19 protein-coding genes are annotated in these 23182 nt (G+C 36.4%); 12 read left to right on the forward strand and 7 right to left on the reverse strand.

Annotation, left to right across the window (positions count from 1 at the left end; translation table 11 throughout):
• Nucleotides 1-8: 8 nt before the first annotated feature.
• The 4 genes from IPZ78_RS17220 to panC form a co-directional block, all read right to left on the reverse strand.
• Nucleotides 9-2237 carry a TonB-dependent receptor gene (locus tag IPZ78_RS17220; protein WP_262903823.1) on the reverse strand — a complete coding sequence of 743 codons (2229 nt, stop codon included), beginning with the start codon at nucleotides 2235-2237 and terminating at the stop codon, nucleotides 9-11.
• Between the two features lie 168 nt (nucleotides 2238-2405).
• Nucleotides 2406-2768 carry a hypothetical protein gene (locus IPZ78_RS01810; protein WP_225551218.1) on the reverse strand — a complete coding sequence of 121 codons (363 nt, stop codon included), beginning with the start codon at nucleotides 2766-2768 and terminating at the stop codon, nucleotides 2406-2408.
• Nucleotides 2769-2774: 6 nt separating this feature from the next.
• The gene (panD, locus tag IPZ78_RS01815) at nucleotides 2775-3125 is read right to left on the reverse strand and encodes an aspartate 1-decarboxylase (RefSeq protein ID WP_225551219.1); all 351 of its coding nucleotides are present in this window, start codon (nucleotides 3123-3125) and stop codon (nucleotides 2775-2777) included.
• A gap of 42 nt (nucleotides 3126-3167) precedes the next feature.
• Nucleotides 3168-4019 carry a pantoate--beta-alanine ligase gene (gene panC / locus IPZ78_RS01820; protein WP_225551220.1) on the reverse strand — a complete coding sequence of 284 codons (852 nt, stop codon included), beginning with the start codon at nucleotides 4017-4019 and terminating at the stop codon, nucleotides 3168-3170.
• A 146-nt stretch (nucleotides 4020-4165) separates the two neighbouring features.
• Between panC and IPZ78_RS01825 the strand changes: the two genes are divergently transcribed.
• Nucleotides 4166-4993, forward strand: a complete 828-nt coding sequence (locus tag IPZ78_RS01825; protein ID WP_225551221.1) for a glycogen/starch synthase — start codon at nucleotides 4166-4168, stop codon at nucleotides 4991-4993.
• Between the two features lie 57 nt (nucleotides 4994-5050).
• On the opposite strand, the gene IPZ78_RS01830 is transcribed toward IPZ78_RS01825, so the two are convergent.
• Complete coding sequence (locus IPZ78_RS01830) at nucleotides 5051-5374, reverse strand: DUF493 domain-containing protein (protein WP_225551222.1); 324 nt, start codon at nucleotides 5372-5374, stop codon at nucleotides 5051-5053.
• Nucleotides 5375-5448: 74 nt separating this feature from the next.
• Entirely contained in the window at nucleotides 5449-7704 is a 2256-nt protein-coding gene (locus IPZ78_RS01835) for a GH92 family glycosyl hydrolase (RefSeq protein WP_225551223.1), read from the reverse strand.
• Nucleotides 7705-7840: 136 nt separating this feature from the next.
• Here IPZ78_RS01835 and IPZ78_RS01840 point away from each other — a divergent pair, with 136 nt between their 5' ends.
• Nucleotides 7841-8827, forward strand: a complete 987-nt coding sequence (locus IPZ78_RS01840; RefSeq protein ID WP_225551224.1) for a LacI family DNA-binding transcriptional regulator — start codon at nucleotides 7841-7843, stop codon at nucleotides 8825-8827.
• 1 nt (nucleotide 8828) lies between these two features.
• Here the strand turns inward: IPZ78_RS01840 and IPZ78_RS01845 are convergent, their stop codons facing one another.
• On the reverse strand, nucleotides 8829-9203 hold the full coding sequence (locus tag IPZ78_RS01845; protein WP_317197563.1) for a methionine-R-sulfoxide reductase: 375 nt from the start codon (nucleotides 9201-9203) through the stop codon (nucleotides 8829-8831).
• 415 nt (nucleotides 9204-9618) lie between these two features.
• Between IPZ78_RS01845 and IPZ78_RS01850 the strand changes: the two genes are divergently transcribed.
• The 10 genes from IPZ78_RS01850 to cyoE are packed head-to-tail and all read left to right on the forward strand — an operon-like array spanning nucleotide 9619 to nucleotide 23179.
• The gene (locus tag IPZ78_RS01850; protein WP_225551226.1) at nucleotides 9619-10902 is read left to right on the forward strand and encodes a cytochrome c3 family protein; all 1284 of its coding nucleotides are present in this window, start codon (nucleotides 9619-9621) and stop codon (nucleotides 10900-10902) included.
• Between the two features lie 38 nt (nucleotides 10903-10940).
• Nucleotides 10941-13946 (forward strand): TAT-variant-translocated molybdopterin oxidoreductase, encoded by a 3006-nt coding sequence (locus tag IPZ78_RS01855; RefSeq protein ID WP_225551227.1) that lies wholly within the window; start codon nucleotides 10941-10943, stop codon nucleotides 13944-13946.
• Between the two features lie 29 nt (nucleotides 13947-13975).
• Nucleotides 13976-15457 (forward strand): NrfD/PsrC family molybdoenzyme membrane anchor subunit, encoded by a 1482-nt coding sequence (nrfD, locus tag IPZ78_RS01860; protein WP_225551228.1) that lies wholly within the window; start codon nucleotides 13976-13978, stop codon nucleotides 15455-15457.
• Nucleotides 15458-15462: 5 nt separating this feature from the next.
• Nucleotides 15463-15999, forward strand: a complete 537-nt coding sequence (locus tag IPZ78_RS01865) for a DUF3341 domain-containing protein (protein ID WP_225551229.1) — start codon at nucleotides 15463-15465, stop codon at nucleotides 15997-15999.
• On the forward strand, nucleotides 15992-16627 hold the full coding sequence (locus IPZ78_RS01870) for a c-type cytochrome (RefSeq protein WP_317197564.1): 636 nt from the start codon (nucleotides 15992-15994) through the stop codon (nucleotides 16625-16627). Before IPZ78_RS01865 ends, IPZ78_RS01870 begins: the two co-directional genes overlap by 8 nt.
• Before the next feature lie 19 nt (nucleotides 16628-16646).
• Complete coding sequence (locus IPZ78_RS01875; RefSeq protein WP_225551231.1) at nucleotides 16647-17873, forward strand: quinol:cytochrome C oxidoreductase; 1227 nt, start codon at nucleotides 16647-16649, stop codon at nucleotides 17871-17873.
• A gap of 41 nt (nucleotides 17874-17914) precedes the next feature.
• Nucleotides 17915-19231, forward strand: coding sequence for a cytochrome c oxidase subunit II (locus IPZ78_RS01880; RefSeq protein ID WP_225551232.1), 1317 nt, complete (start codon nucleotides 17915-17917; stop codon nucleotides 19229-19231).
• A 25-nt stretch (nucleotides 19232-19256) separates the two neighbouring features.
• Entirely contained in the window at nucleotides 19257-21128 is a 1872-nt protein-coding gene (locus IPZ78_RS01885; RefSeq protein WP_225551233.1) for a cytochrome c oxidase subunit I, read from the forward strand.
• 54 nt (nucleotides 21129-21182) lie between these two features.
• A complete protein-coding gene (locus tag IPZ78_RS01890) occupies nucleotides 21183-22226 on the forward strand; it encodes a COX15/CtaA family protein (RefSeq protein WP_225551234.1) in 1044 nt (347 codons plus the stop codon).
• A gap of 44 nt (nucleotides 22227-22270) precedes the next feature.
• Complete coding sequence (gene cyoE / locus IPZ78_RS01895) at nucleotides 22271-23179, forward strand: heme o synthase (RefSeq protein ID WP_225551235.1); 909 nt, start codon at nucleotides 22271-22273, stop codon at nucleotides 23177-23179.
• The last annotated feature ends 3 nt before the right edge of the window (nucleotides 23180-23182 follow it).

The raw sequence follows: 23182 nt of genomic DNA on the forward strand, positions 1-23182 counted from the left end.
TATTGTTGTTAAAATATATTATATCTAAAGCCCAAAAATCCACGGATACCTTGGTTAGGGCCATAAACGTAACTTGGGTCAAAGGGTAGTAAATTAGGGTCATTAATTCTTTCGAATGGATCATGTGCTCTAGATATGATCTCTATACCGCCTTTAGTAGGTGTCCAGTTCAAGAAGTTTTTAACACCTCCAAATACTTCAATTCCATTGTTGAATTTTTTGGATAATTGAATGTTTTGGATACTCCAAGGTTCTGATTTGTCAGGACGAGTATCTTCTGCTCCCAATACAGGCAGACGCATTGCGCCAATCAAATTACCAGTATAGTCAACATTTATACCTAAAGGTTTAATGGTGTATCCAATCGTCCAGGTACCCATTGCTTTTTCAGTTAACATTTGCCATTCTTTGATATCATTTTCTACGCTGTAAACATCCATCACCGTAGCACCTATCATTGCTTTTAGACCACTTGTGTGCGCCCAATCTAAGTTTAATGATAGACCTTTAGATACAGCATGACCATCTAAGTTGGAATAGATGATTTTGTTTACATCTGATTCATAGTCAGGTATTATTTTGTTGTCAAAATAGGTATAAAATGCACTTGCATCGATCGAGAATACAGAACCACTTTCAGCGTAGAATTTCTTTACGTAATTTATATTTCCGTTCCATGAAGTTTCTGGTTTTAAATCACCTTCAAATACCACATCACGCGCTCCAGTCAATGCAGCGTGATCCTCTGTGAATACATTGGCCACACGATAACCATTTCCAATACCTAGACGAAGTACTTGTGTTTTATCAATTGAGTTCCATTTATAATTTACACGTGGTGATAAAATACTTCCGTGAATGGAATTATAATCAAATCTAGCACCTAATAATAATTTATGCTGCGGATGCAATGTAATTTCATCTTGTACAAATAAGCCTGGCAAATGTGTGTTTGAGGCTTTTACAGTTGCTGTCGTGTTATCATTATAGTAAGTGTAACGGTATGCTAGACCTGTTAGCAAATCGTGATTTTTGATTTCTTTTCGCCATGTTAATTGGCCGAATGCAATCTTTTGATTTGCGATATATTTGGTTTCACCATATACGCTGTTTTGATCGTGACCATTAACACTGAATGTGAATGTTAGGTTTTCAGTAGTTGGTAAATCATAGGCTCCCATCATTTCCCAACGTTTGGTGTAGATGCTTTCTCCATAAATTTCGTTACCTCCACGGTATTTACGAGACCAATTCATTTCACCTCCCCAGCGATCTTCATAAACGTAACGTCCTGCTAAAGTGAATAGTTTGTTGTCTTTACGAGCAAAATTCCATTTATTGAATATTGAGATTCTATTTTGTAACGTTACGTCAGTAAAGTTGTCTCCATTGTTATCAATTGGATTATTATAGTTAAAATAGTTTGCTCCAATTAAGGATTGTGCTGTACCAACATTAAATTTGCCACCTAAATCCAAATTATATTCTTGCCAAGATGTACCAAAAGCTTCAACATTTAATCTTGGTGCAGATCCAGGACTTTTAGTAATGATGTTAATCAATCCGCCTACTGCCTCGCTACCGTATAATGTTGATGCAGGACCTTTGACGATTTCTACACGTTCAATTAAAGCTTGTGGAATACCGTTTAAGCCATATACCGTTGAGAGCCCAGAGACAATTGGTAGACCATCGATCATCACCATAGTATAAGGGCCCTCAAGACCATTAATATGGATATCCCCTGTATTACATACACTACAGTTGATTTGTGGGCGTACGCCGTTTATATTTTGCAACGATTCGAAAATCGTAGGAGTAGGATTTGATCGAAAGAATTTGGCCGTAAATACTTCTACAGGGATTGGACTATCTAGTTTAGAAACCTGTTTTAGGGTTCCAGAAACAACAACCTCTTCCAAATGGCGGTTGTCTGATTCAAGTGTCACAGCTAAGCCATTCTGTAAATCAGATGAAGTAATCTCTTTCTTATTCGTTAAATACCCTACAGCGCGAATAGAGATTTTATTTTTCCCTGAAGGAACTTGTAATGAAAATTTACCTTCATTATTTGTTGATGTTGCTACTTTAGTACCATCTATAGATACAGTTGCAGTTTCAATAGAATTGCCTTCTGAATTGGTAATAGTTCCTTGTAATAAATTTTGAGCATGTAATATGAAAGTCGTGCTAACAAATACAAATGTTAACGCACAGCTTTTTAAAAGTTGTAGCATATTTAAATTTCTTGTTATGATTATTTTGTAGAATGAGGTAATCACAATATCCAACAATAGAGAAATACTATGTAGGAATTTCCTGTCTGAAGAAACGGGATTACAATTATTTACTTTAATAAATACGTTGCACAGAAGCGTATAGGTCCTGCGAAATGTGTTAAATAATTAAACAAGTGTGGGAGGTCCACGTAGAAAAGAATAAAATAGGGCTACTATTTGAGTTGAGCTGACGTAGCCTATTGAATGATAAATAGTAAATTCAGGGATGATTGGTGCTTCAAAAGTTATAAAATCACTTTTGATAAAATTTCCATGAAACAATACATCTAAGTAATGAATCTCTGAATCACTTTTGTGTTGATGCTGTTGTTGTTTGGTAAAATCGTAAGGGTGAATGTGTGTTATTATTTCACCTTTAGAAGTCACCTCCTTGTGCATAAATACTATCCCACTGATCACAATAACAGTCATCCAAGCTGCTAAGAATGCGGCTATGAGTCTGCGATATGTTGAAATAGTATTTAGCACAAAAATTTATCTTATTAGTTTATTGTTGTCGTCTGGAAACACCAATCTTGGCCTATGTGATTTTGCTTCTTCTCTTTCCATATGTGCATAAGAGATGATAATGACAATATCACCAACTTGTACTAATCGAGCTGCTGCACCATTAAGACAAATAGTCCCTGAACCACGTTTTCCAGGAATAACGTAAGTTTCTAATCTTGCACCATTATTATTATTAACAATTTGTACTTTCTCGTTTGCAATTATATCTGCTTCTTCCATCAAATCTTCATCGATGGTAATACTTCCAACATAATTCAACTCGGCTTGTGTCACACGCACACGGTGAATTTTGGATTTCATTACTTCAATCATCATTCTGCAAAGTTACGCTTTATATTTAAAAAAATAATATTCCTACTAGTCGTTCAATAGCATGTTGTCAATAAGTCTAACCCCCTCAATCCAAGCGACTACATGTGCTACGTATTGTTTGTCATTTTCAATTTTTTCTGCTCTTTCTAGCGTTCTAGTCTCGCTTATAGCAAAATATTCCAATTTAACTTCCCTTTCTTGGGTAATCATTTCCTCAGCCAGTTGTTGAAGATTGTCAAATGTAACATGTTCGTTAAAGCCCTTTTTTACTGCTGTAAGTGTTCTAAAAAGAACTAGTGCTTTTTCTTTTCCTGCCTCTGATAATCTTGCGTTTCTAGAGCTTAAAGCTAATCCCTCATTACTGCGAATAATGGGACAGATGATAAGTTGAATATTCAAATTTTGGATATCAATCATCTTTTGAACCACCATTACCTGCTGAAAATCTTTTTGTCCAAAGCATGCTACGTCAGGATTGACTAGATTGAATAGTTTGTATACTATTTGTGTTACGCCTTGGAAATGTCCGGGGCGTTGAGCACCCTCCCATATTTGTTCTAGTCGACCTAGGTCAATGTGCCACTGCTCATTTGCATCAGGGTACATCTCCTCTACAGATGGAAGAAAAAGAATGTCACAACCTTCTTTTTTTAGTAATTCTATATCTTTTTCTATCGGTCTAGGGTATTTTTCTAAGTCCTTTGGATCGTTGAATTGTGTAGGGTTTACAAAGATGCTACATACCACGATGTCAGCATGTTTTTTGCCCTCCAAAATTAAAGAGATATGGCCCTCGTGAAGTGCGCCCATTGTAGGTGTTAAAGCTATTTTCTTGTGCTGTTTACGTGCTAAGCTTAAGTACTCACTAAGTGCTTTTTTAGTATTGAAAATCTCCATTTCTATGTGGCTAAAATAGGGGGCAAAATTGCATAATAAATTTGTAATTAGAAAGGTATAAATTCCAAAGAATTGTAAAATTTGTTTATTATTCGTATCTTTGTAGACCGATTTTACTATTCAAATAATAAAAAAAACGATTGGAGATGGCTAAAACGAAAATATTGTTTATTACCCACGAGATGTCGCCTTTCCTTGAGATAAGTAAAATTTCTGAAATAACACGCCAACTACCACAAGCGATGCAAGAAAAGGGATTCGAAATCCGAATTCTAATGCCGCGTTTTGGTAATATTAATGAGCGCAGAAATCGTCTACACGAGGTGATAAGGTTGTCGGGAATGAATATTGTGGTGGATAATAACGATAATCCATTAATCATTAAAGTAGCATCATTGCCAGCAGCACGTATGCAGGTTTATTTCTTAGATAATGAGGAGTATTTCCAACGCAAGAAAGTGTTTAGAGATGAAAGTGGAAAGTTCTTTGAAGATAACAATGAGCGTTCATTGTTCTTCTGTAAAGGTGCATTAGAGACCGTTAAGAAATTAGGCTGGTCTCCAGATGTAGTTCACTGTCATGGTTGGTTTACCGCTATGATTCCTATGTACTTGAAAAAAGTATATCACGATGATCCTACTTTCAAAGATGCAAAAGTGTTTTATTCCTTATTCAATGAGGATACTGACTTCGGTCAGGATACATTAACATCAAAGTATGGTGAAATGGCAGCGCAAGAAGATGTAAGTGCTGAAGATGCAGCAGTGTATGGGTCGGGAAGTTATGCCGATGTTTACAAAGGTGCATTGACGTACACGGACATCGTAGTGAAGGCAGATGAGAATTTGAATGCCGATGTGTTGAAATTCGTAGAAGAACAAAACATTCGTGTATTTTCTCCAAATGCTATTGATGACTACGAAGGTTATTCTGCACTGTATGAAGAATTTGCTTCAGAAGAAGTAGAAGCTTAATGTCATTGAGGTGATTTTAAATAAAAATGGCTTTCCAGTTGGAAAGCCATTTTTATTTTACAGCATAATTACCTTTTCTATGGTTGATACTTTTTTGTAATAGTCGATTACTTCATCAGCAGACTGTACAAATGTTTCAACGGTTAATGAATTGTATTTTCCAGTTGAAGACTCTTTTGTAGAGATTTTTGTACTTGGATGTTCAAATATTTTTTCTACCTCTGCTTTTTTATCTGTATCTGTTGGGATAATGAATTTAAATGTATAGATAGACGGGAATTGTTCGACATCTATCAATTTTTGTCTAAAGTTATTGTAATAATCAGTACCATTATTATCGTTGATATCTTGGATGCTGATGTTATTATTGAATTCACTCATTATTAAATCCTTTCTGTTTTTTTAATTATACCAAAGATTAGGCAATTAACGTGCCGATGCTAATATGGCAGTATTTAAGGACGAAATGTCTTGTTTGCACCAAACTTTTTGTTTGGTTTGGCAGACATCTCAAAAATTAATTCTCCACCATTTAGTATATCGTTGTGTGTGATATAAGTGTTTGAGTGATTTTTACCGTTTAAGGTAGCTTTGTTTACATAAATATTGTTTTTTCCATAGTTTTTAACCTTAATATGGAAGGTCTTTCCGTTAGGCAATTGTATGGAGGCTTCTTCCATGAGTGGTGAACCAAAAATATATTTCCCATCCATAGGATTTGCGGGATAAATTCCCATTGATGAGAATACGTACCAAGCGCTCATTTGACCAGCATCATCGTTGCCACATAATCCTGCAGGTTCGTTTGTGTAATATTTTGTCATTGCTTTATGAACTAAAGCAGCTCCTTTCCATTGTTCACCAGCATAAGCATAGAGGTATGGTACATGATGATTAGGTTCATTTCCTTGAGCATATTGACCTATCATCCCAGAGATATCAGGAGATGCGTCATCAAGATGCTCTGGTAAGGCGATGAATTCATCTAGTTTTTTCAAAAATTGTTTATCTCCACCAAATAAGCTAATTAACCCATGAACATCCTGAGGCACTAACCATGTATATTGCCAAGCGTTACCTTCACAATAATCGTTTGCTCTATGTTTAGCCATTAATGGGTCAAATGGTCTTCTGAAATTGCCATTCTCATGACGGCCGACAAAATGCCCCATTTCTTGATCAAAATATTGCTCATATAGTTTATAGCGTTTTTCAAAATATTCTGCATCCGTTGTTTTCCCTAAAAACTTAGCTGCTTGATAAGCCCCGAAGTCAGCGATAGCGTATTCCAAAGCCCAAGCTACTGATTCATGGTCCATATGCTCAATCGGAATATGTTTTAAATCGCGTACATACTTAAGCCCGTTATCATGGCCCATTGCAGTACTTTTGATTGCTTCATAGGCTAATTCAATTTCATTTTCATCAATTATACCTTTTAATATAGCGTCTGCAATTACTGGAATTGCCGGTAGACCGACCATTGTATTGGTTTCGTTAGCCCAAAGGTGCCATACCGGAAGCTTCCCTTGTTGTTGATATATCTTTAACATAGAACTCACGAAATCTTTGCTTTTTTTGTCTTCTAGGATCGTCATTAATGGATGTAACGCTCTATACGTATCCCATAGCGAAAATACTGTGTAGTTTTGATGTTGTTTATCGTTGTATACTTGCTTATCTGTGCCCATATAGTCACCATTGACATCGCTAAATATTGTAGGTGCAAAGTAAGAGTGGTAAAATGCGGTGTAGAAAATAGTTTTTGTATTGTCATCAGCTTTAAAATCTATTTTGCCCAATACATCATTCCATTTTTCTTTTGCCTTATTCTTTGCTGTTTCAAAATCCCAATATGGTATTTCGGTAGCTATATTTTCTAATGCATTCTTGGTACTAACGGGGGATAAGCCAACTTTAAGTTCTACTGGGTTTGTAGGGTCGATAGCGAGTATCGCCTTTATATTTTGACCTTTGGCGACATGATACCCTAAAACTGCAGTGCTGTCATTATAAAAATCTACTTTTTTAAATTTTGTGTTTGACTTTATAGCGAAGTAAACTTTTTGGTCATTTGCCCATCCTGTTGAAAATCTATATCCAACAATCGTCGAATCATTGACTAACTTTAGATAAGTTTCTGTTGGTTTGTCCCAATTCATCTTGAATGATAGATCAATCACTAGATGTGGGTTGTCTTTCTTATTAAATGTGTATTTGTGATAGCCTACACGTTCTGATGAAGTGAGCTCTGCTAGAATATTATAATCTTCTAATAATACTTTGTAATAGCCAGGTGAGACGGATTCGTTTTGTTTACTGATCTTGGAGCCATAGCCTTCATTCATTTTATTGAATGGTGCTTGTTGAATGTGCTGTTTTCCGTTCGCAGGAAGTATTAATATGTCATTTAGATCTCCAATTCCAGTTCCGCTCAGGTGTGTGTGTGTAAATCCTAATATTTCTTCACTCTTATAATTGTATCCGCTACACCAGTCCCATCCATTGAATTTGTCCCACGTTTGTGAGATTTGAGAGGGACCAAGTTGTACCGCGCCATTTGGCACGTTGGCTCCCACAAAGACATGTCCATGGCCTGCTGATCCAATATATGGATTAACAAATTGAGTGAAATCTTTGTGTTGCGCAAATAGCGAAGAGGAAGAAATGGATACAAATACAGCTAAAACTGTTTTAAATATCGTTCTCATAATGGAGTTTGTATTTTAAGTTTATGAAATATTTTGTAAGATAAAACCTTTTAGCAAATATAACATCATTTTATTTCATAAAATTTGTTAGAATTGATTAGTTTAGAAGAATCTATACAGATCAATAATTAGCAAAATGAAAAAAAGACTTTCTATAAGTGATATTGCAAACAATCTTGGTGTCTCAGTGACGACGGTTTCTTTTATCCTAAATGGTAAGGCAAAAGAAAAGCGAATAAGCGAGGCATTAACTAAGAGAGTTTTGGATTATGTAAAGAAAGTCGATTATAAGCCCAATCAATTAGCTAAGAGTCTTCGAACTGGTAAGTCAAAAAGTATTGGACTTTTGGTTGAGGATATTTCCAATCCATTTTTTGCAAATATTGCAGATCATATTGAAAAATTCGCTTATGATCACGGTTACCATATTATCTACTGTAGTATGAAAAATGACGAGAAGCGGGCGAAGGAATTAATTCAATTATTTTACGATCGTCAGATTGATGGATTTATTATTGCACCTACAGAAGGGTTGAGTGATGTTATAAATAATTTAATTAAAAGTGCTGTTCCTGTTGTTTTGTTTGATAGACCATTGCCCGATGTAGATACACATACTGTCATGACAGAGAATGTTGAGGGAGCTTATCAGGGCACAATGTATTTATTGGAACAAAAAAGTGCAAAGCGAATAGGATTTGTGACTACGATAAGTACCCAGTCGCAAATGAAGGGGCGTCTTGAAGGGTACATGAAAGCGGTAGATAATGTGGGTATGGATTTATTGGTCAAAAAAATTAATCCAGCCTTAGAGGAAGAAGAAGTTGTTTCGCAGTTGCATGATTTTATCTCAGTTAATAAGTTGGATGCTATTCTGTTTGCTACAAACTATTTGGCTATAAATGGTCTTAAAGCAATTAAAGAATATAAATTAAATGTAGATAAATTGATCTCTTTTGATGAAAACTCAGCTTTTGGCTTGGTGGATCCGCCCGTATCCGCTATTTCTCAGAACATCCAAGAAATAGCGCAACAAGTTGTTCGTTTACTCGTCAATCAAATCAATGGTAAATTAGAGAAGAATGAGCATGTGGTTATCCCATGTAAATTGATCGCGAGATAGTTTATTTTCCTGCTGGAACAAATTTCATAGATAAAGAATTAACACAGTGTCTAGTGTTCTTAGCGGTGAATCTTTCTCCTGTGAACACGTGACCTAGATGACCTCCGCATTTGTTGCATAGTATTTCTACACGTCTGCCATCTGCATCAGTTTCTTTTCTGATTGCACCAGGGATTTCATCATCAAAGCTGGGCCATCCACAATGCGATTCAAATTTATCTTCCGAACTATAAAGCGGTGCATCACATCTTTTACAGAGGTATGTTCCTTTTTCTTTGTTTTCTAATAGCTCACCAGTAAAAGGTCGCTCAGTTCCTTTGTGCAAAATGACGTATTCTTCTTCTGCTGTTAGTTTGTTGTAGTTTGATGTGTCCATATTAGTTTTATTGAACGATGTCGATGTTTGTTTTTTATGGTGTTGGCAAGATGTATTTAATATAAATAGGAATGCCAGTGATTTAATTATAAATAATCGAAACAAAATCATAAATGTATCTGTATTTTAATGTAAAATAAATGACAAACGAAATAAAAAAAAGTTTCCAAGGATATTTCATTGTTATTAGAATACATAAACGTACAGTAAACTATCTGAATAGCGCCTTTAAATCTCTAAAACACGAACAAATGAAGTTATTTAGAATGATTTTAAATTGATAATTTGCGTCATTAAATTGTCAGGGATTGCTTATAAAGTTATACTTTTGTGCATTGTTTGATGGGTGAGAACCCTTTAAACAGTACATAAAGTAATTTTTATATTCATAAATAAATAGTATAAAGTGCTAAATATGAGAAATATCTCATCCGTATTGGGAAGATTCGCGAAGTCAATATCAGTTAGTTTGGTATTGTTATTTGCTGTTACGATGTCGTCGAATGCGCAGGATGCTAAGGAAGGGGCGGCGTTATTTAAGGCGAACTGTACTGCTTGTCACAAAGTAGACAGAAAGATGACTGGGCCTGCATTAGCGGGTATGTCAGAAAGACATTCAGAAGAGTGGTTGGTGAAATGGATTAAAAATTCAGGTGCTATGATTGCTTCTGGTGATCCTGTAGCTAATCAAATTTTTGAAGAATGGAATAAAGTAGCAATGCCTGCTTTTACACAGTTTTCAGATGATCAAATTAAAGGTATCATTGCTTATGTGAAGGAGGAGGAGGCGAAAGCTGCTGCTGGTGCTGCTGATAAAGGTGGTGCTCAGGGTGCTGCTGCTAGTTCAGATGCAAACAACTTGATGATTCTTGGTGTTGCAGCAATTTTATTGTTGGCTATTGGTGTGATAGTTATCTTGAGTCGTGTAATTAAGACTTTAGAAAAAGTTATCACTAATAATGCTGCTGCAATTGAAGCTGCTAAGGTTCGAAATGAAGCTTACGAAGAGTCTGGTAAAGTAAGGTTTGCTCAGAAATTCTTGAAAAACAAAAAGTTAGTTGGTTTCACTGCTTTGATGGTTGTTGGTTTGTTGGCTGTTTTAGGATGGCAAACAATGTGGAATGTAGGTGTACATACTGGATATAAGCCAGTCCAACCTATTAAATTCTCGCATCAAATTCACGCAGGTGTGAATCAAATTGATTGTCAATATTGTCACGGTGGTGCATATAAATCAAAGAATGCGTCAATTCCTTCGGCAAACGTGTGTATGAACTGTCATAATACAGTGACTGCTGCAGATCATTATGATGGTGAGATTTCTCCAGAAATCTTGAAATTATACCGTGCGGTGGATTACAATCCAGATACACGTGAGTACGGTAATAACCCTCGTCCTATTGAGTGGGTTAGAATCCACAACTTACCTGATTTCGCTTATTTCAATCACTCACAACACGTTAGTGTAGCTGGTTTAGAGTGTCAAACTTGTCACGGTCCTATAGAGACAATGGAAGAGGTTTATCAATATTCTCCATTGACCATGAAATGGTGTGTGGATTGTCACAAGACTACTGAGGTTAATACTGATAATAAATATTACGATCAGTTAATCGAGGCGCACGAGAAATTGAAAAAAGGAGAGAAGATGACTGCTGCGATGATCGGTGGATTAGAGTGTGGTAAGTGTCACTATTAATAATTAATTAGGAAAACGCAATCTTATATACAGCTTAAATGGATAGCAATAAAAAATATTGGAAAGGTTTAGAAGAGTTAAATCAAACTCCTGCTTTCGTTGAGAATAGCAAGAGTGAGTTTGCTGAGCCTATTCCTGTAGAAGATGTATTAAACGAAGCAGGCTTAAGTACAAGAACTCCACGTCGTGATTTCTTAAAGGCTTTAGGTTTTGGTTTGGGAGCTGTTACATTGGCAGCGTGTAACCGTACACCGGTGCACAAAGCTGTTCCTTATGTAATTAAGCCAGAGGAAATTACTCCTGGTATTCCTAACTATTACGCTTCATCATTCAACGGACAAAGTATTTTAGTAAAAACTCGCGAAGGTCGTCCTATTTTTATTGAGGCGAACCCTAACGGTGTCGGATTAAATCAAGGTACTGATGCTACTACATCAGCTTCAGTGTTGGATTTATACGATATGTCTAAATTACAAAATCCACAATTAGATGGTAAAGATGTAGAATGGTCTAAATTAGATAGCACAGTAATTGCTGCTTTAAATAAAGCTGCTCAAGCTGGCAAACAAATTGCTATCGTATCGACTACAGTTAATTCTCCATCAACTTTAGCTTCTATCGCTAAATTAACTGCAAAATATCCTACTGCTACTTTGGTGCAGGTAGATCCAGTTTCTTATAGTGGTATTATAGAGGCTAACAAAAATACATTTGGCAAAGCTGTAATTCCTTCTTACAACTTCGGTAAGGCACAAGTGGTGGTTTCAGTAGCTGCGGATTTCTTAGGTTCGTGGTTGTCAGGTGAAGAACATTCACAAGATTATATCAAAAATCGTGACTACAAATCATTGAAAAATGGTAAAATGTCACGTCATATCCAATTCGAGTCTGGTTTATCAATGACTGGGTCGAATGCAGATGTACGTATCGCTATAAAGCCTTCGGAAGAAGGAGCTGTGTTGATTTCATTATACAATGAAATTTCAGGTCAATCTGTAACGGGCGGTACTACTAATGCTAAAGCACAAACTGCTATCAAGTTAGTAGCTAAAGAATTAGTTGCTTCTAAAGGTGCAGCGGTTGTAGTAGCTGGAGCGAATGATGTAAACATTCAATCATTAGTAAATGCTATCAATACACAATTAGGTGCTTATGGCGCAATTATCGATTTAGATAACTACTCTAAACAATACCAAGGTTCGGATGCTGCATTCCAACAATTCCTAACTGCTGCTAAAGCTGGTCAAGTAGGGGTTGCATTATTCTTGAATAGTAATCCAGTTTACAATTACTTTAATGCAGAAGATGTAAAATCAGCTATTGAAAAAGTTGAATTCACATTGTCATTCGCAGATCGTAAAGATGAGACAGCTTCTTTATTGAAAGCTATTGCTCCTGTTCCTAATTATTTAGAGTCTTGGGGTGATTCATCAGCGAAAGAAGGATTATTTACAATTGTTCAACCTACTATCAATCCAATTTATAACACTCGTCAAGCTGAACAAAGTTTCTTAGTATGGGCTGGTGATACAACAAGTATTTACGACTTCGTAAAACAAAATTGGGAGGTTAGTATTTTAGCTGGTTCTGGAAAGGCTTGGAAAGAAGTATTACAAGCAGGTTTTGTTTTCAAAGGCTCAACAACAGGTTCAGCGTATATAGCTAATGTAGATGTTACTTCTGTAGCTTCTTCTATTGTAGCTGATTCGAAGAAAATTGCTGGTGATGTAGAATTGAAATTATACGAATCTACTACATTACGCGATGGCCGTTACGCGAACAACGCATACTTGCAAGAATTGCCTGATCCAGTGTCGAAAGTTACTTGGGACAACTATGCTGCTATCAACCCTAAATTTGCTGAGCAATTAGGTTTAGGTGAAAATGGTAAAGTGAAAGTTGAGGCAAACGGAAAATCTATTGAATTGCCAGTTGTTTTACAACCAGGTCAAGCAATGGGTACAGTTTCTGTAGCTGTTGGTTACGGTCGTACTGCGGTAGGTAAAGCTGGTAACAATGTAGGTCAAAATGCGTATCCATTAGGTTCAATAATCAATGGTACAGTTCAACTTGCCGCTAAAGCGTCGGTATCAAAAGTATCTGGTACTTATGAATTAGCTCAAACGCAAACGCATCATACTATTGAGGGACGTAATATCATTCGTGAGACTACTTTTGCTCAATATCAAAAAGATCCTAACTCAGCGTCTGGACGTTTTGCTGATACACACAAAACTTACGATTTGTGGAATAAATTTGAGCAGCCAGGTCACAAGTGGGTAATGGCTATCGATTTGAATGCATGTACAGGTTGTGGTTCATGTATCGTAGCATGTAACGTAGAAAATAATATTCCAGTTGTAGGACGTGATGAGGTTCGTCGTCGTCGTGAAATGCACTGGTTACGTATTGATCGTTACTACACAATTGAAGAAAACGGTACTAAGTTCACGAAAGAGAACGATATTGCTGATATTCAAGACTTCGAAAATGTAACAGTAGTTCACCAGCCAATGTTGTGTCAACACTGTGAGCATGCACCTTGTGAGACTGTATGTCCTGTATTAGCTACAGTTCACTCTTCTGAGGGTCTTAACCACATGGCTTACAACAGATGTTTCGGTACTCGTTACTGTGCGAACAACTGTCCATATAAAGTACGTCGTTTCAACTGGTTCAACTACTGGAATGATTCACGCTTTGATAACTATTTGAACAACGAGTTCACACAATTAGTATTGAATCCAGATGTAACAACACGTTCTCGTGGGGTGATGGAGAAATGTTCAATGTGTATCCAACGTATTCAAGGTGGTAAATTGAAAGCAAAAATGGAAAACCGTAAGTTGGTAGACGGAGATGTTAAAATGGCTTGTCAAGCAGCATGTTCGGCAAACGCTATTATCTTCGGTGATGCGAACGATCCAGAATCAGAGGTGTCAAAAGCATTACGCAATGAGCGTGTTTACTATGTGTTAGAAGAGATCAATGTACAACCGAATATCGGTTACATGACTAAGGTTAGAAACACATTTGAAGCATAATTTTATTCTTTATTTGAAATAAAACAACTATGTCATCGCATAACGAATCAATATTAAGAGAACCATTAATGACCGGTAAGGACATCACGTATGCACAAATTACGGATGATATCTTATTACCAGTTGAAAATAAACCCAACAAAGCTTGGTGGATTGGATTTATCGTAGCCGTATGTGGAGCTATGTTATGGGTTATCAGCGTTGGATACACGTTTTGGACGGGTATCGGTGCTTGGGGTCTAAACAAAACAGTAGGTTGGGCATGGGATATTACCGACTTCGTATGGTGGGTAGGTATCGGTCACGCCGGAACACTAATTTCAGCAGTATTATTAATTTTCCGCCAAAACTGGCGTAATTCAATCAACCGTTCAGCGGAGGCGATGACAATCTTCGCCGTTATTTGTGCAGCAACTTACGTTGTAGCGCACATGGGACGTCCTTGGTTAGCATATTGGATTTTCCCTCTTCCAAATCAATTTGGATCTCTTTGGGTAAACTTCAACTCACCATTAGTATGGGATGCTTTTGCAATCTCTACATATTTCACGGTATCATTAGTTTTCTGGTACTGTGGTTTATTACCAGATATTGCATCAGTACGTGACCGTGCTAGCGGATTGAGAAAAAGAATCTATTCTATCTTCTCATTTGGATGGAATGGTTCAGTAAAAACTTGGCAGCGTTTTGAGATTATCTCATTAATTTTAGCTGGTATTTCTACACCACTTGTATTATCTGTACACACGATCGTATCGATGGACTTTGCTACCTCAGTAATTCCAGGATGGCATACAACTATCTTCCCTCCATATTTCGTGGCAGGAGCGATTTTCTCGGGTTTTGCGATGGTACAGACGTTATTATTAATCTTACGTAAAGTGATGAACTTTGAGCATTATATTACAATGTTCCATATCGAAGCGATGAATAAAATCATCATGGTAACTGGTTCTATTGTAGGTGTTGCTTATTTGACAGAGTTATTCATTGCGTGGTACTCAGGTTCAGAGTATGAAATGTATGCGTTTGCAAATCGTGTAGCGGGTCCTTATGCTTGGGCTTATTGGGCGATGATGACATGTAACGTGATTTCACCTCAGTTATTCTGGTTCAAGAAAATTCGTACAAGTATTCCTATCTCATGGGTGTTGTCTATTATCGTAAATATCGGAATGTGGTTTGAGCGATTTGTAATTATCGTTACATCATTACACCGTGATTATTTACCATCTTCATGGGCAATGTTTTACCCTACATGGGTTGACGTAGGTATCTTTGTAGGATCTATTGGTCTATTCTTTACACTTTTCTTGTTATTCTTGCGTTTCTTGCCAGGTATAGCTATAGCGGAAGTGAAATTATTATTGAAAAGTTCAAGTTTACAACATAAAACTAAACTTATTCAAGAAGGTGCTTTCCCTGATGATCAAGTTGAATTCTTTAAAAATTCATTAAGGAAATACGATTCGGTAACTGAAGAAGAAATTAACGCTTTACGTAAAAAATAAGAGCAATGAGCAATACAAAATATATAGTAGGAAGTTTTGCGGATCCTGATGAAATGATGCACGGGATAGATAAATTGCAAGCAAATAATATCAGTATATATGACTGTTACACCCCTATGCCGATTCACGGTATAGAGGCAAAGTTAGGAGTAAAACCATCTAGATTACCTATAGCAGCATTTTGTTTCGGTTGTTTAGGATTCTTGTTAGGATTTAGTTTATTGTTTTACACGATGTCTTATGATTGGCCGATGAATATTGGTGGTAAGCCTTCGATGCCTTTGCCTAACTTTGTACCAGTTACTTTTGAGGTTACAATTTTATTGTGTGCTTTGGGTATGGTAGCTACTTTTTTCTATCGCAATCACTTATTTCCGGGACGCGCACCACGCGTGATGGACTTAAGAGCGACAGATGATCGTTTTATTTTGGCAGTAGACGCACGTGAAAATACTGATCACGCTTTAATTGATTCTTTATTGAAAGAAGCTGGTGCAGTAGAAGTTAAATACAATGAAAGAAAATATGTTAGTTATGAATAAGAAGAATTTTCTTAATGCAGTATGTGCGGCTGTAGCATTTGCAGCAGTAACTACAGCTTGTGGAGACGGAACTACACGAAGCACTGGTTTGGAATTTTCGCGTAATATGTATGATCCTTTAGCTTACAATCCCGATCAACCAAATAATAATTTTGCAAATAAACAAACAGCGCAAACTCCCCCTGCAGGTACTTTACCTCAAGGATATGAGAAATTTAATTCAGAGTATGTAAATACACCTGAAGATTATACAAGAGCAGGCGTTGAGTTGACTAACCCAGTAGCTGTTAACGAGCAAAATCTAGCAGAAGGTCAACACTTATACTTAGTAAATTGTGCTGTATGTCATGGTAAGGAAGGTAAAGGTGATGGTACAATCACTAAAGATCGTTCGGTAACGGATTCTAGAGGTACGCGTCAGTTAGAAAACTTCCCTAATCCACCAGCATATGGAAGATCAGCGGCAGCAAACTCTTCAAGAGGTGGTTTAATGGCAGATTTGTCTGCAGGAAAAATTTATCATACTATTTACTACGGTTTGAATACAATGGGATCACATGCGTCTCAATTGAATCCAGAAGAGCGTTGGAAAGTAGTTATGTATGTTCAAGAATTACAAAAGAAATAATCTAACATCAATTAAATAAATGGGAACTCACAATCATCATCACGATTATAATTTCAGCGAGCAATATACTTTTGCTGGTACAGCGAAGATTGTTAGCTTGGTTGCTATTGTATTAGGTGTTGCTGCCATAGGATATGGTTTATACACAGGTGATACAATGCGAACTTTCGCCAATCTACTATTGATGGGATATTATTTTGCTTGCGTATGTGCGGCAGGAGCATTCTTTATTGCCTTACAAATGGTAACTCAGTCAGGTTGGTCAGCAGGTTTAATTCGTATTCCTCAGGCTATGGCTTCTATATTACCTATTGCATCAGTGGTTTTATTGATCATTGCAGCAGGTGGTATTTATACACATACTTTATATCACCACTGGACAGATCCAACATTATTTGACCCTAATCACGCTAACTATGATAAATTGGTAGCAGGTAAAGAAGCATTCTTGAATATTCCAGGATTCTTTATACGTCAAATCTTGTTCATGGGATGTTACAGTATTTTTGCATTCATCTTAGCTAAATTGTCTTACAAAGAAGATCTAGAAGGAGGTCTTTCTTCATACAAACAAAGCTTTAAATTATCAGCTATTTTCTTAGTAATATTTGGTTTCACAACACCTATTTGGTCATTTGATACGATCATGTCATTAGAGGCACACTGGTTCTCTACAATGTTCGGATGGTACAATTTCGCAGCAATGTGGGTTAGTGGTATATCAGTAGTGACTGTTATCTTAATATTATTGAAAAAAGGTGGTTACATGGCTTGGGTAAATGAGAATCACTTACATGACTTAGGTAAGTTAATGTTTGGTTTCTCTATTTTCTGGACATATGTTTGGTTTGCTCAATTCATGTTAATTTGGTATTCTAACATCCCTGAGGAGACAGTTTACTTCTACAAGCGCTGGGAACCAGAATACAAACCATGGTTTTGGTTGAGTATTATTATTAATTTCTTAGCTCCATTATTGTTATTAGTGGATAGAGATGCTAAACGTAAGCAAAACATGATGTTGTTCGTTGCAATATTATTATTGTGTGGTCACTGGTTGGACTACTATATTATGATTATGCCTGGTACAGTAGAGACAGATAGAGGTTTTGGATTAATCGAAATTGGTACAGCAATAGGTTTTGCAGGTTTATTTACTTTCTTAGTAATGAATAAAATTAGCAAACATCCGTTGGCTCCTAAGCATCATCCGTTCCTTGATGAAAGCTTAAACCATCAGATTTAATATTGAATTGATAGAAGTTACGTTCAAACGTTATATAAGAAATGAATTTAAAAATTAATAACGGGTTTAAATCCATAGCGGGTTTACTACTTATAATCAGCTTATTTTTTGCAGCGCCAGTAATGGCAATGCAGAGTGATTCGACAGTAGTTGACACAACAGCGGTAGCTACAGCTCCTGCTGCTGCGGCAACTGTTGATAGTGCGGCAGCTCCTGCTGATACTGCTGCTACTGTGGCAGCAGCAGCTTCTGATGCAAGCACTGCAACTACAGCAACGGCTAAAGTTGAAGAGGTAAAAACGATAGACCCTCAGGTCTATAAAAACTTCTTTTACTATGTATTATTGTTCTTAGTTATCTGTACAATAATTGCTGTAATTGGAAAAATTCATTCAGTCTATGTATTAACTAGAAAAATGAATGGTAAATACAATGAGTACGGTAATAATAATTTACAAGCTGCATTGTTCCTTGTTTTCTTAGTTGTTTTCTTTGCTTTTGTATACTATTCTTATGTAGTGTGGGGAAGCTGGTCATGGAGAGATGCTGCGACTGAACATGGTCAAGAAATTGATCGCATGTTTATTATTACATTAGTAATTACTACTGTAGTATTAGTATTGACGCATGCTGTATTGTTTGTATTCACATACGTATACAGAGCTAAAGCTAAACGTCAAGCATATTATTATCCACATAACGATGCTATCGAAAAGTTGTGGACAATTGTTCCAGCAATTGTGTTGACAGTTTTGGTATTGTTTGGTTTCTTTACATGGAGATCCATCACGAATGTTCCAGAAGAATTGCAAAAATCAGCTATTCAAGTTGAAGTATTAGCGGAACAATTTAAATGGAGTATTAGATATCCAGGTAATGATGGCGAAATAGGTAAACGTAATTACAAATTAACTACACCTACTAACCCTTACGGTATTGACTTTAAAGACAAATCTTCTTGGGATGATTTGCAACCTCAAGATATTGTAATACCAGTAAATAAATCAGTACGTTTCCATATTTTATCTAAAGATATTATCCACTCATTCTATATTCCTGATTTCCGTGTACAAATTAACGCTGTACCAGGTATGACGAACTACTTCCAGTTTACACCTACGGTGACTACAGAAGAAATGCGTGATAGAATGAACGATCCAAAATATGATTTCATTATGTTATGTAATAAAATCTGTGGTGAAGGTCACTGGAATATGGGTAAGAAAGTTATTGTTGTTACAGAGGCTGAATATAAAGAGTGGTTAGCTACACAAGGTAAATACTTCACTGAAGATTTGCAAAAGGAGTTCGCTAGTAACAATGTATCAGAAGGTGTGAAAACAGCTTCAGTAAATTAATTATAAAAGATTTTTATAAAATAATATGTCAAGTACAGTTTTATCACACGACGCAGCTCATCATGATGCACATGGTCATCACCATGAGACGTTCCTAACTAAGTACATATTTAGTCAGGATCACAAGATGATTGCGAAGCAATTCTTGATCACAGGTATCATTATGGCAGTTTTTGCCATGTTATTATCTCTTTTGTTCCGTATTCAATTAGCTTGGCCGGATAAAGAGTTTCCAATATTGGAAGTATTCTTGGGTAAATGGGCAGAAGGAGGTCGTATAAGACCAGATTTCTTCTTGTCTTTGGTTACTATCCACGGTACAATGATGGTTTTCTTTGTATTGACAGCAGGTTTGTCTGGTACATTTAGTAACTTATTGATTCCTTATCAAATCGGTGCAAGAGATATGGCATCTCCATTGATGAACATGTTATCATACTGGTTCTTCTTTGTAGCATGTGTTATCATGATCGCATCTTTCTTTATCGAAAGTGGTCCAGCATCTCCAGGATGGACAATTTATCCACCACTATCAGCCGTGCCAACTGCTATTGCAGGTTCTGGATTGGGTATGACTATGTGGTTAGCTTCAATGACTTTATTTATCGTATCTCAAGTATTAGGTGGTGTTAACTACATCTCTACGATATTGAATATGCGTACTAAAGGAATGGATCTTTGGAAAATGCCATTAACTATTTGGTCATTCTTCTTAACAGCTATAGTAGGTTTATTATCTTTCCCAGTATTAGTTTCTGCGGTAGTATTATTGATCTTCGATCGTTCTGCAGGTACATCTTTCTACTTGTCTGATTTAGTTGTTCAAGGTCAAATTTTACCAAATGAAGGTGGTTCACCAATCTTGTTCCAACATTTATTCTGGTTCTTAGGTCACCCTGAGGTATACATTGTAGTAATGCCTGCATTAGGTTTGACTTCAGAAGTTATTTCTACAAACTCACGTAAGCCTATCTTTGGTTACCATGCGATGGTTTACTCTCTAGTAGGTATCACGGTGTTGTCATTCATCGTTTGGGGTCACCATATGTTCGTGACGGGTATGAATCCTTTCTTAGGAGGAGTATTCATGATTACAACATTGATTATTGCTGTTCCTTCAGCTGTAAAATCATTTAACTATATGGCTACATTATGGAGAGGTAACATTCGTTTCACTCCAGCGATGATGTTTGCTATCGGTATGGTATCATTCTTTATATCAGGCGGTTTGACAGGTTTGTTCTTAGGTAATGCAGCATTAGATATCAACTTACATGATACTTATTTTGTAGTAGCTCACTTTCACTTAGTAATGGGATCAGCATCTATTTTTGGTATGTTGTGTGGTGTTTATCACTGGTATCCTAAAATGTTCGGTAGAATGATGAACGAGAAGTTAGGTTATTTCCACTTCTGGTTAACATTTATTGGAGCATACTTGGTATTCTTCCCGATGCACTTTATGGGTATTGATGGTGTGCCTCGTCGTTACTATGCATTTACAGAATTCGCATTTATGGAAAAGTGGGTTTCAGTAAATATATTAGTTACTTGGGCAGCAATCATTGCAGGTGTTGGGCAGTTAGCATTTTTAGTTAACTTCTTTGGCTCAATTTGTAGAGGTAAAAAAGCTACTCAAAATCCATGGAACTCAAATACTTTAGAGTGGACTACTCCTGTAGAGCATATTCACGGAAACTGGCCAGGTGAAATTCCATCAGTATACCGTTGGCCTTATGACTACAGTAAACCAGGTCACAACGAGGATTTTATCCCTCAAAGTACGCCATTCTCGCAAACTATGAGTTCGAATATGCCACATGATTTCGAAGGAAATGAAGAGGCTATTCGTATCCAGGAGCAATGGAATAAAGATAATAATAGAGTAGAAGGTTAGGTTTTACCTACCTTCTATCTCTGTAGATTTTTGACAGATTATAAATAGAGTGTAATGTATCCAGCAGGTGAGAAGAGATTTATAAATGTTAATAGAATTACTATTATCACTTTATTCCTTGTAATTATCGCTGGTGGTGTTGTACGAAGTACTGGTTCGGGTATGGGATGTCCAGACTGGCCAAAGTGCTTCAATAGAATTATTCCTCCGACAGATGTTAGTCAGTTACCTCAAGGTTATGAAGAGCATTATATAGAAGGACGAGTTAAAAAGAATCAGCGTTTTGCAAAAATTGTAGATTTCTTTGGATACTCTGATATGGCAGATAAACTTCGTCATGATAAATCTATTTTAGAACATGAAGAGTTTAACGCAGCTAAGACATGGACAGAATATATAAATCGTCTTGTCGGTGTTTTAGCAGGATTTGCCTTACTATTCAGCGCCATTTACTCCTTTATTTATATTAAATCAAAACCATCCATTTTTGTATGGAGCGTTCTTAATGTTTTCTTTGTAATCGTTCAGGCATGGTTAGGATCTATAGTAGTATCTACCAATTTGATGCCGTGGATTATTACAGTGCACATGTTGCTAGCTTTATTTATAGTAGGAGTAAGTATTTATACGTTCTATTTAGCTACGACATTACGTAATAAGACGATATTAGTGAATTATCCTTCAACTGGTCTTAAGGCATTAGCGATTGTATCATTAATTATTACGTTAGTTCAAGTCGTATATGGTACAGAGGTCAGAGAGATTATCGATCATCTAAATGCAGATGGTATACAACGATCTCAATGGATTGAATCTATAGGTGTTAATTACGATATCCATAGAATATTAGGTTATGTGACTTTATTGGTTGCCGTGTGTTTCTTCTTTTTAGTGAAGAGCAGATTCAGTAAATCGTCAATTCAAAGTCAATATGCATGGATAATCTTAATATTAGTAGTATTACAAATGTTGTCTGGAATTATATTAGCTAGATTTGCAGTTCCAGCTTTTGCACAGACGACACATTTAGTAATTGCAAGTTTGTTTTTCGGAGCGCAATATTATTTGATGCTTTTGATGACGAAGCTGAAAAGATAGATAATGTAGTATTATCTAAGTGAGAAAAAGAGAAGAGTAGTCAAATGAAAACTTTTATTTCAGATTTTAACAAACTTGTAAAATTACGTTTAACGTTAACTGTTGTGTTTTCGGCATCCATTTCATTTTTGATAGGAGCGAAGCAACAGGGTGATATCATGTGGGTCAATTGGGTATTATTGACGATTGGCGGATTTTTGGTAACAGGAGCAGCTAATGGTTTTAATGAAATCATTGAAAAGGATATCGATAAGTTGATGAAGCGCACCATGGATCGCCCATTACCAGCAGGAAGAATGACCACAGGTCAGGCTTTAGTGTTGAGTTTGTTTATGGGCATTTTGGGTACATTGGTACTTGTGCAATTAAATTTTATCGCTGGATTACTTTCAGTTTTTTCTATATTTCTGTATGCCTTTGTGTATACACCGTTAAAACCTAAATCTAGAATTGCTGTATTCATTGGTGCAATACCTGGTGCATTGCCACCCCTTATAGGTTATTTTGCTGCTTTTGAATCATCGGGATTTGGATTAGCTTATGCTTCGGTTAGTGAATCAGCTATTGTTATTACACCTTTTATTTTGTTTTTGATTCAGTTTTTTTGGCAATATCCACATTATTGGGCTATTGCTTGGGTAGCTGATGAAGATTACAAACGAGCGGGAATTCAATTGTTACCAAGTCTAAAAAAGGATAAAGCCTCAGCTTGGTTTATCTTTATATCTGCACTTATAATGATACCTGTAGGATTTTTACCTATGTATTACGGATTTGGTGGTTGGGTATTTACGATAATCTCTTTGTTGGGAGGACTAGCTTTTACTTGGTTTGGTTACCAACATCTTATCGAACAAAAAGATGAGACAGCTAAAAAGGTAATGTACATATCGTTTTTGTATTTACCATTGACACAATTAGTATTACTATTTGATTTTATTCCTTTTAAATAATAT

It is taken from the genome of Sphingobacterium bovistauri, assembly GCF_020295405.1.
GTDB classification, from domain to species: Bacteria; Bacteroidota; Bacteroidia; order Sphingobacteriales; family Sphingobacteriaceae; genus Sphingobacterium; species Sphingobacterium bovistauri.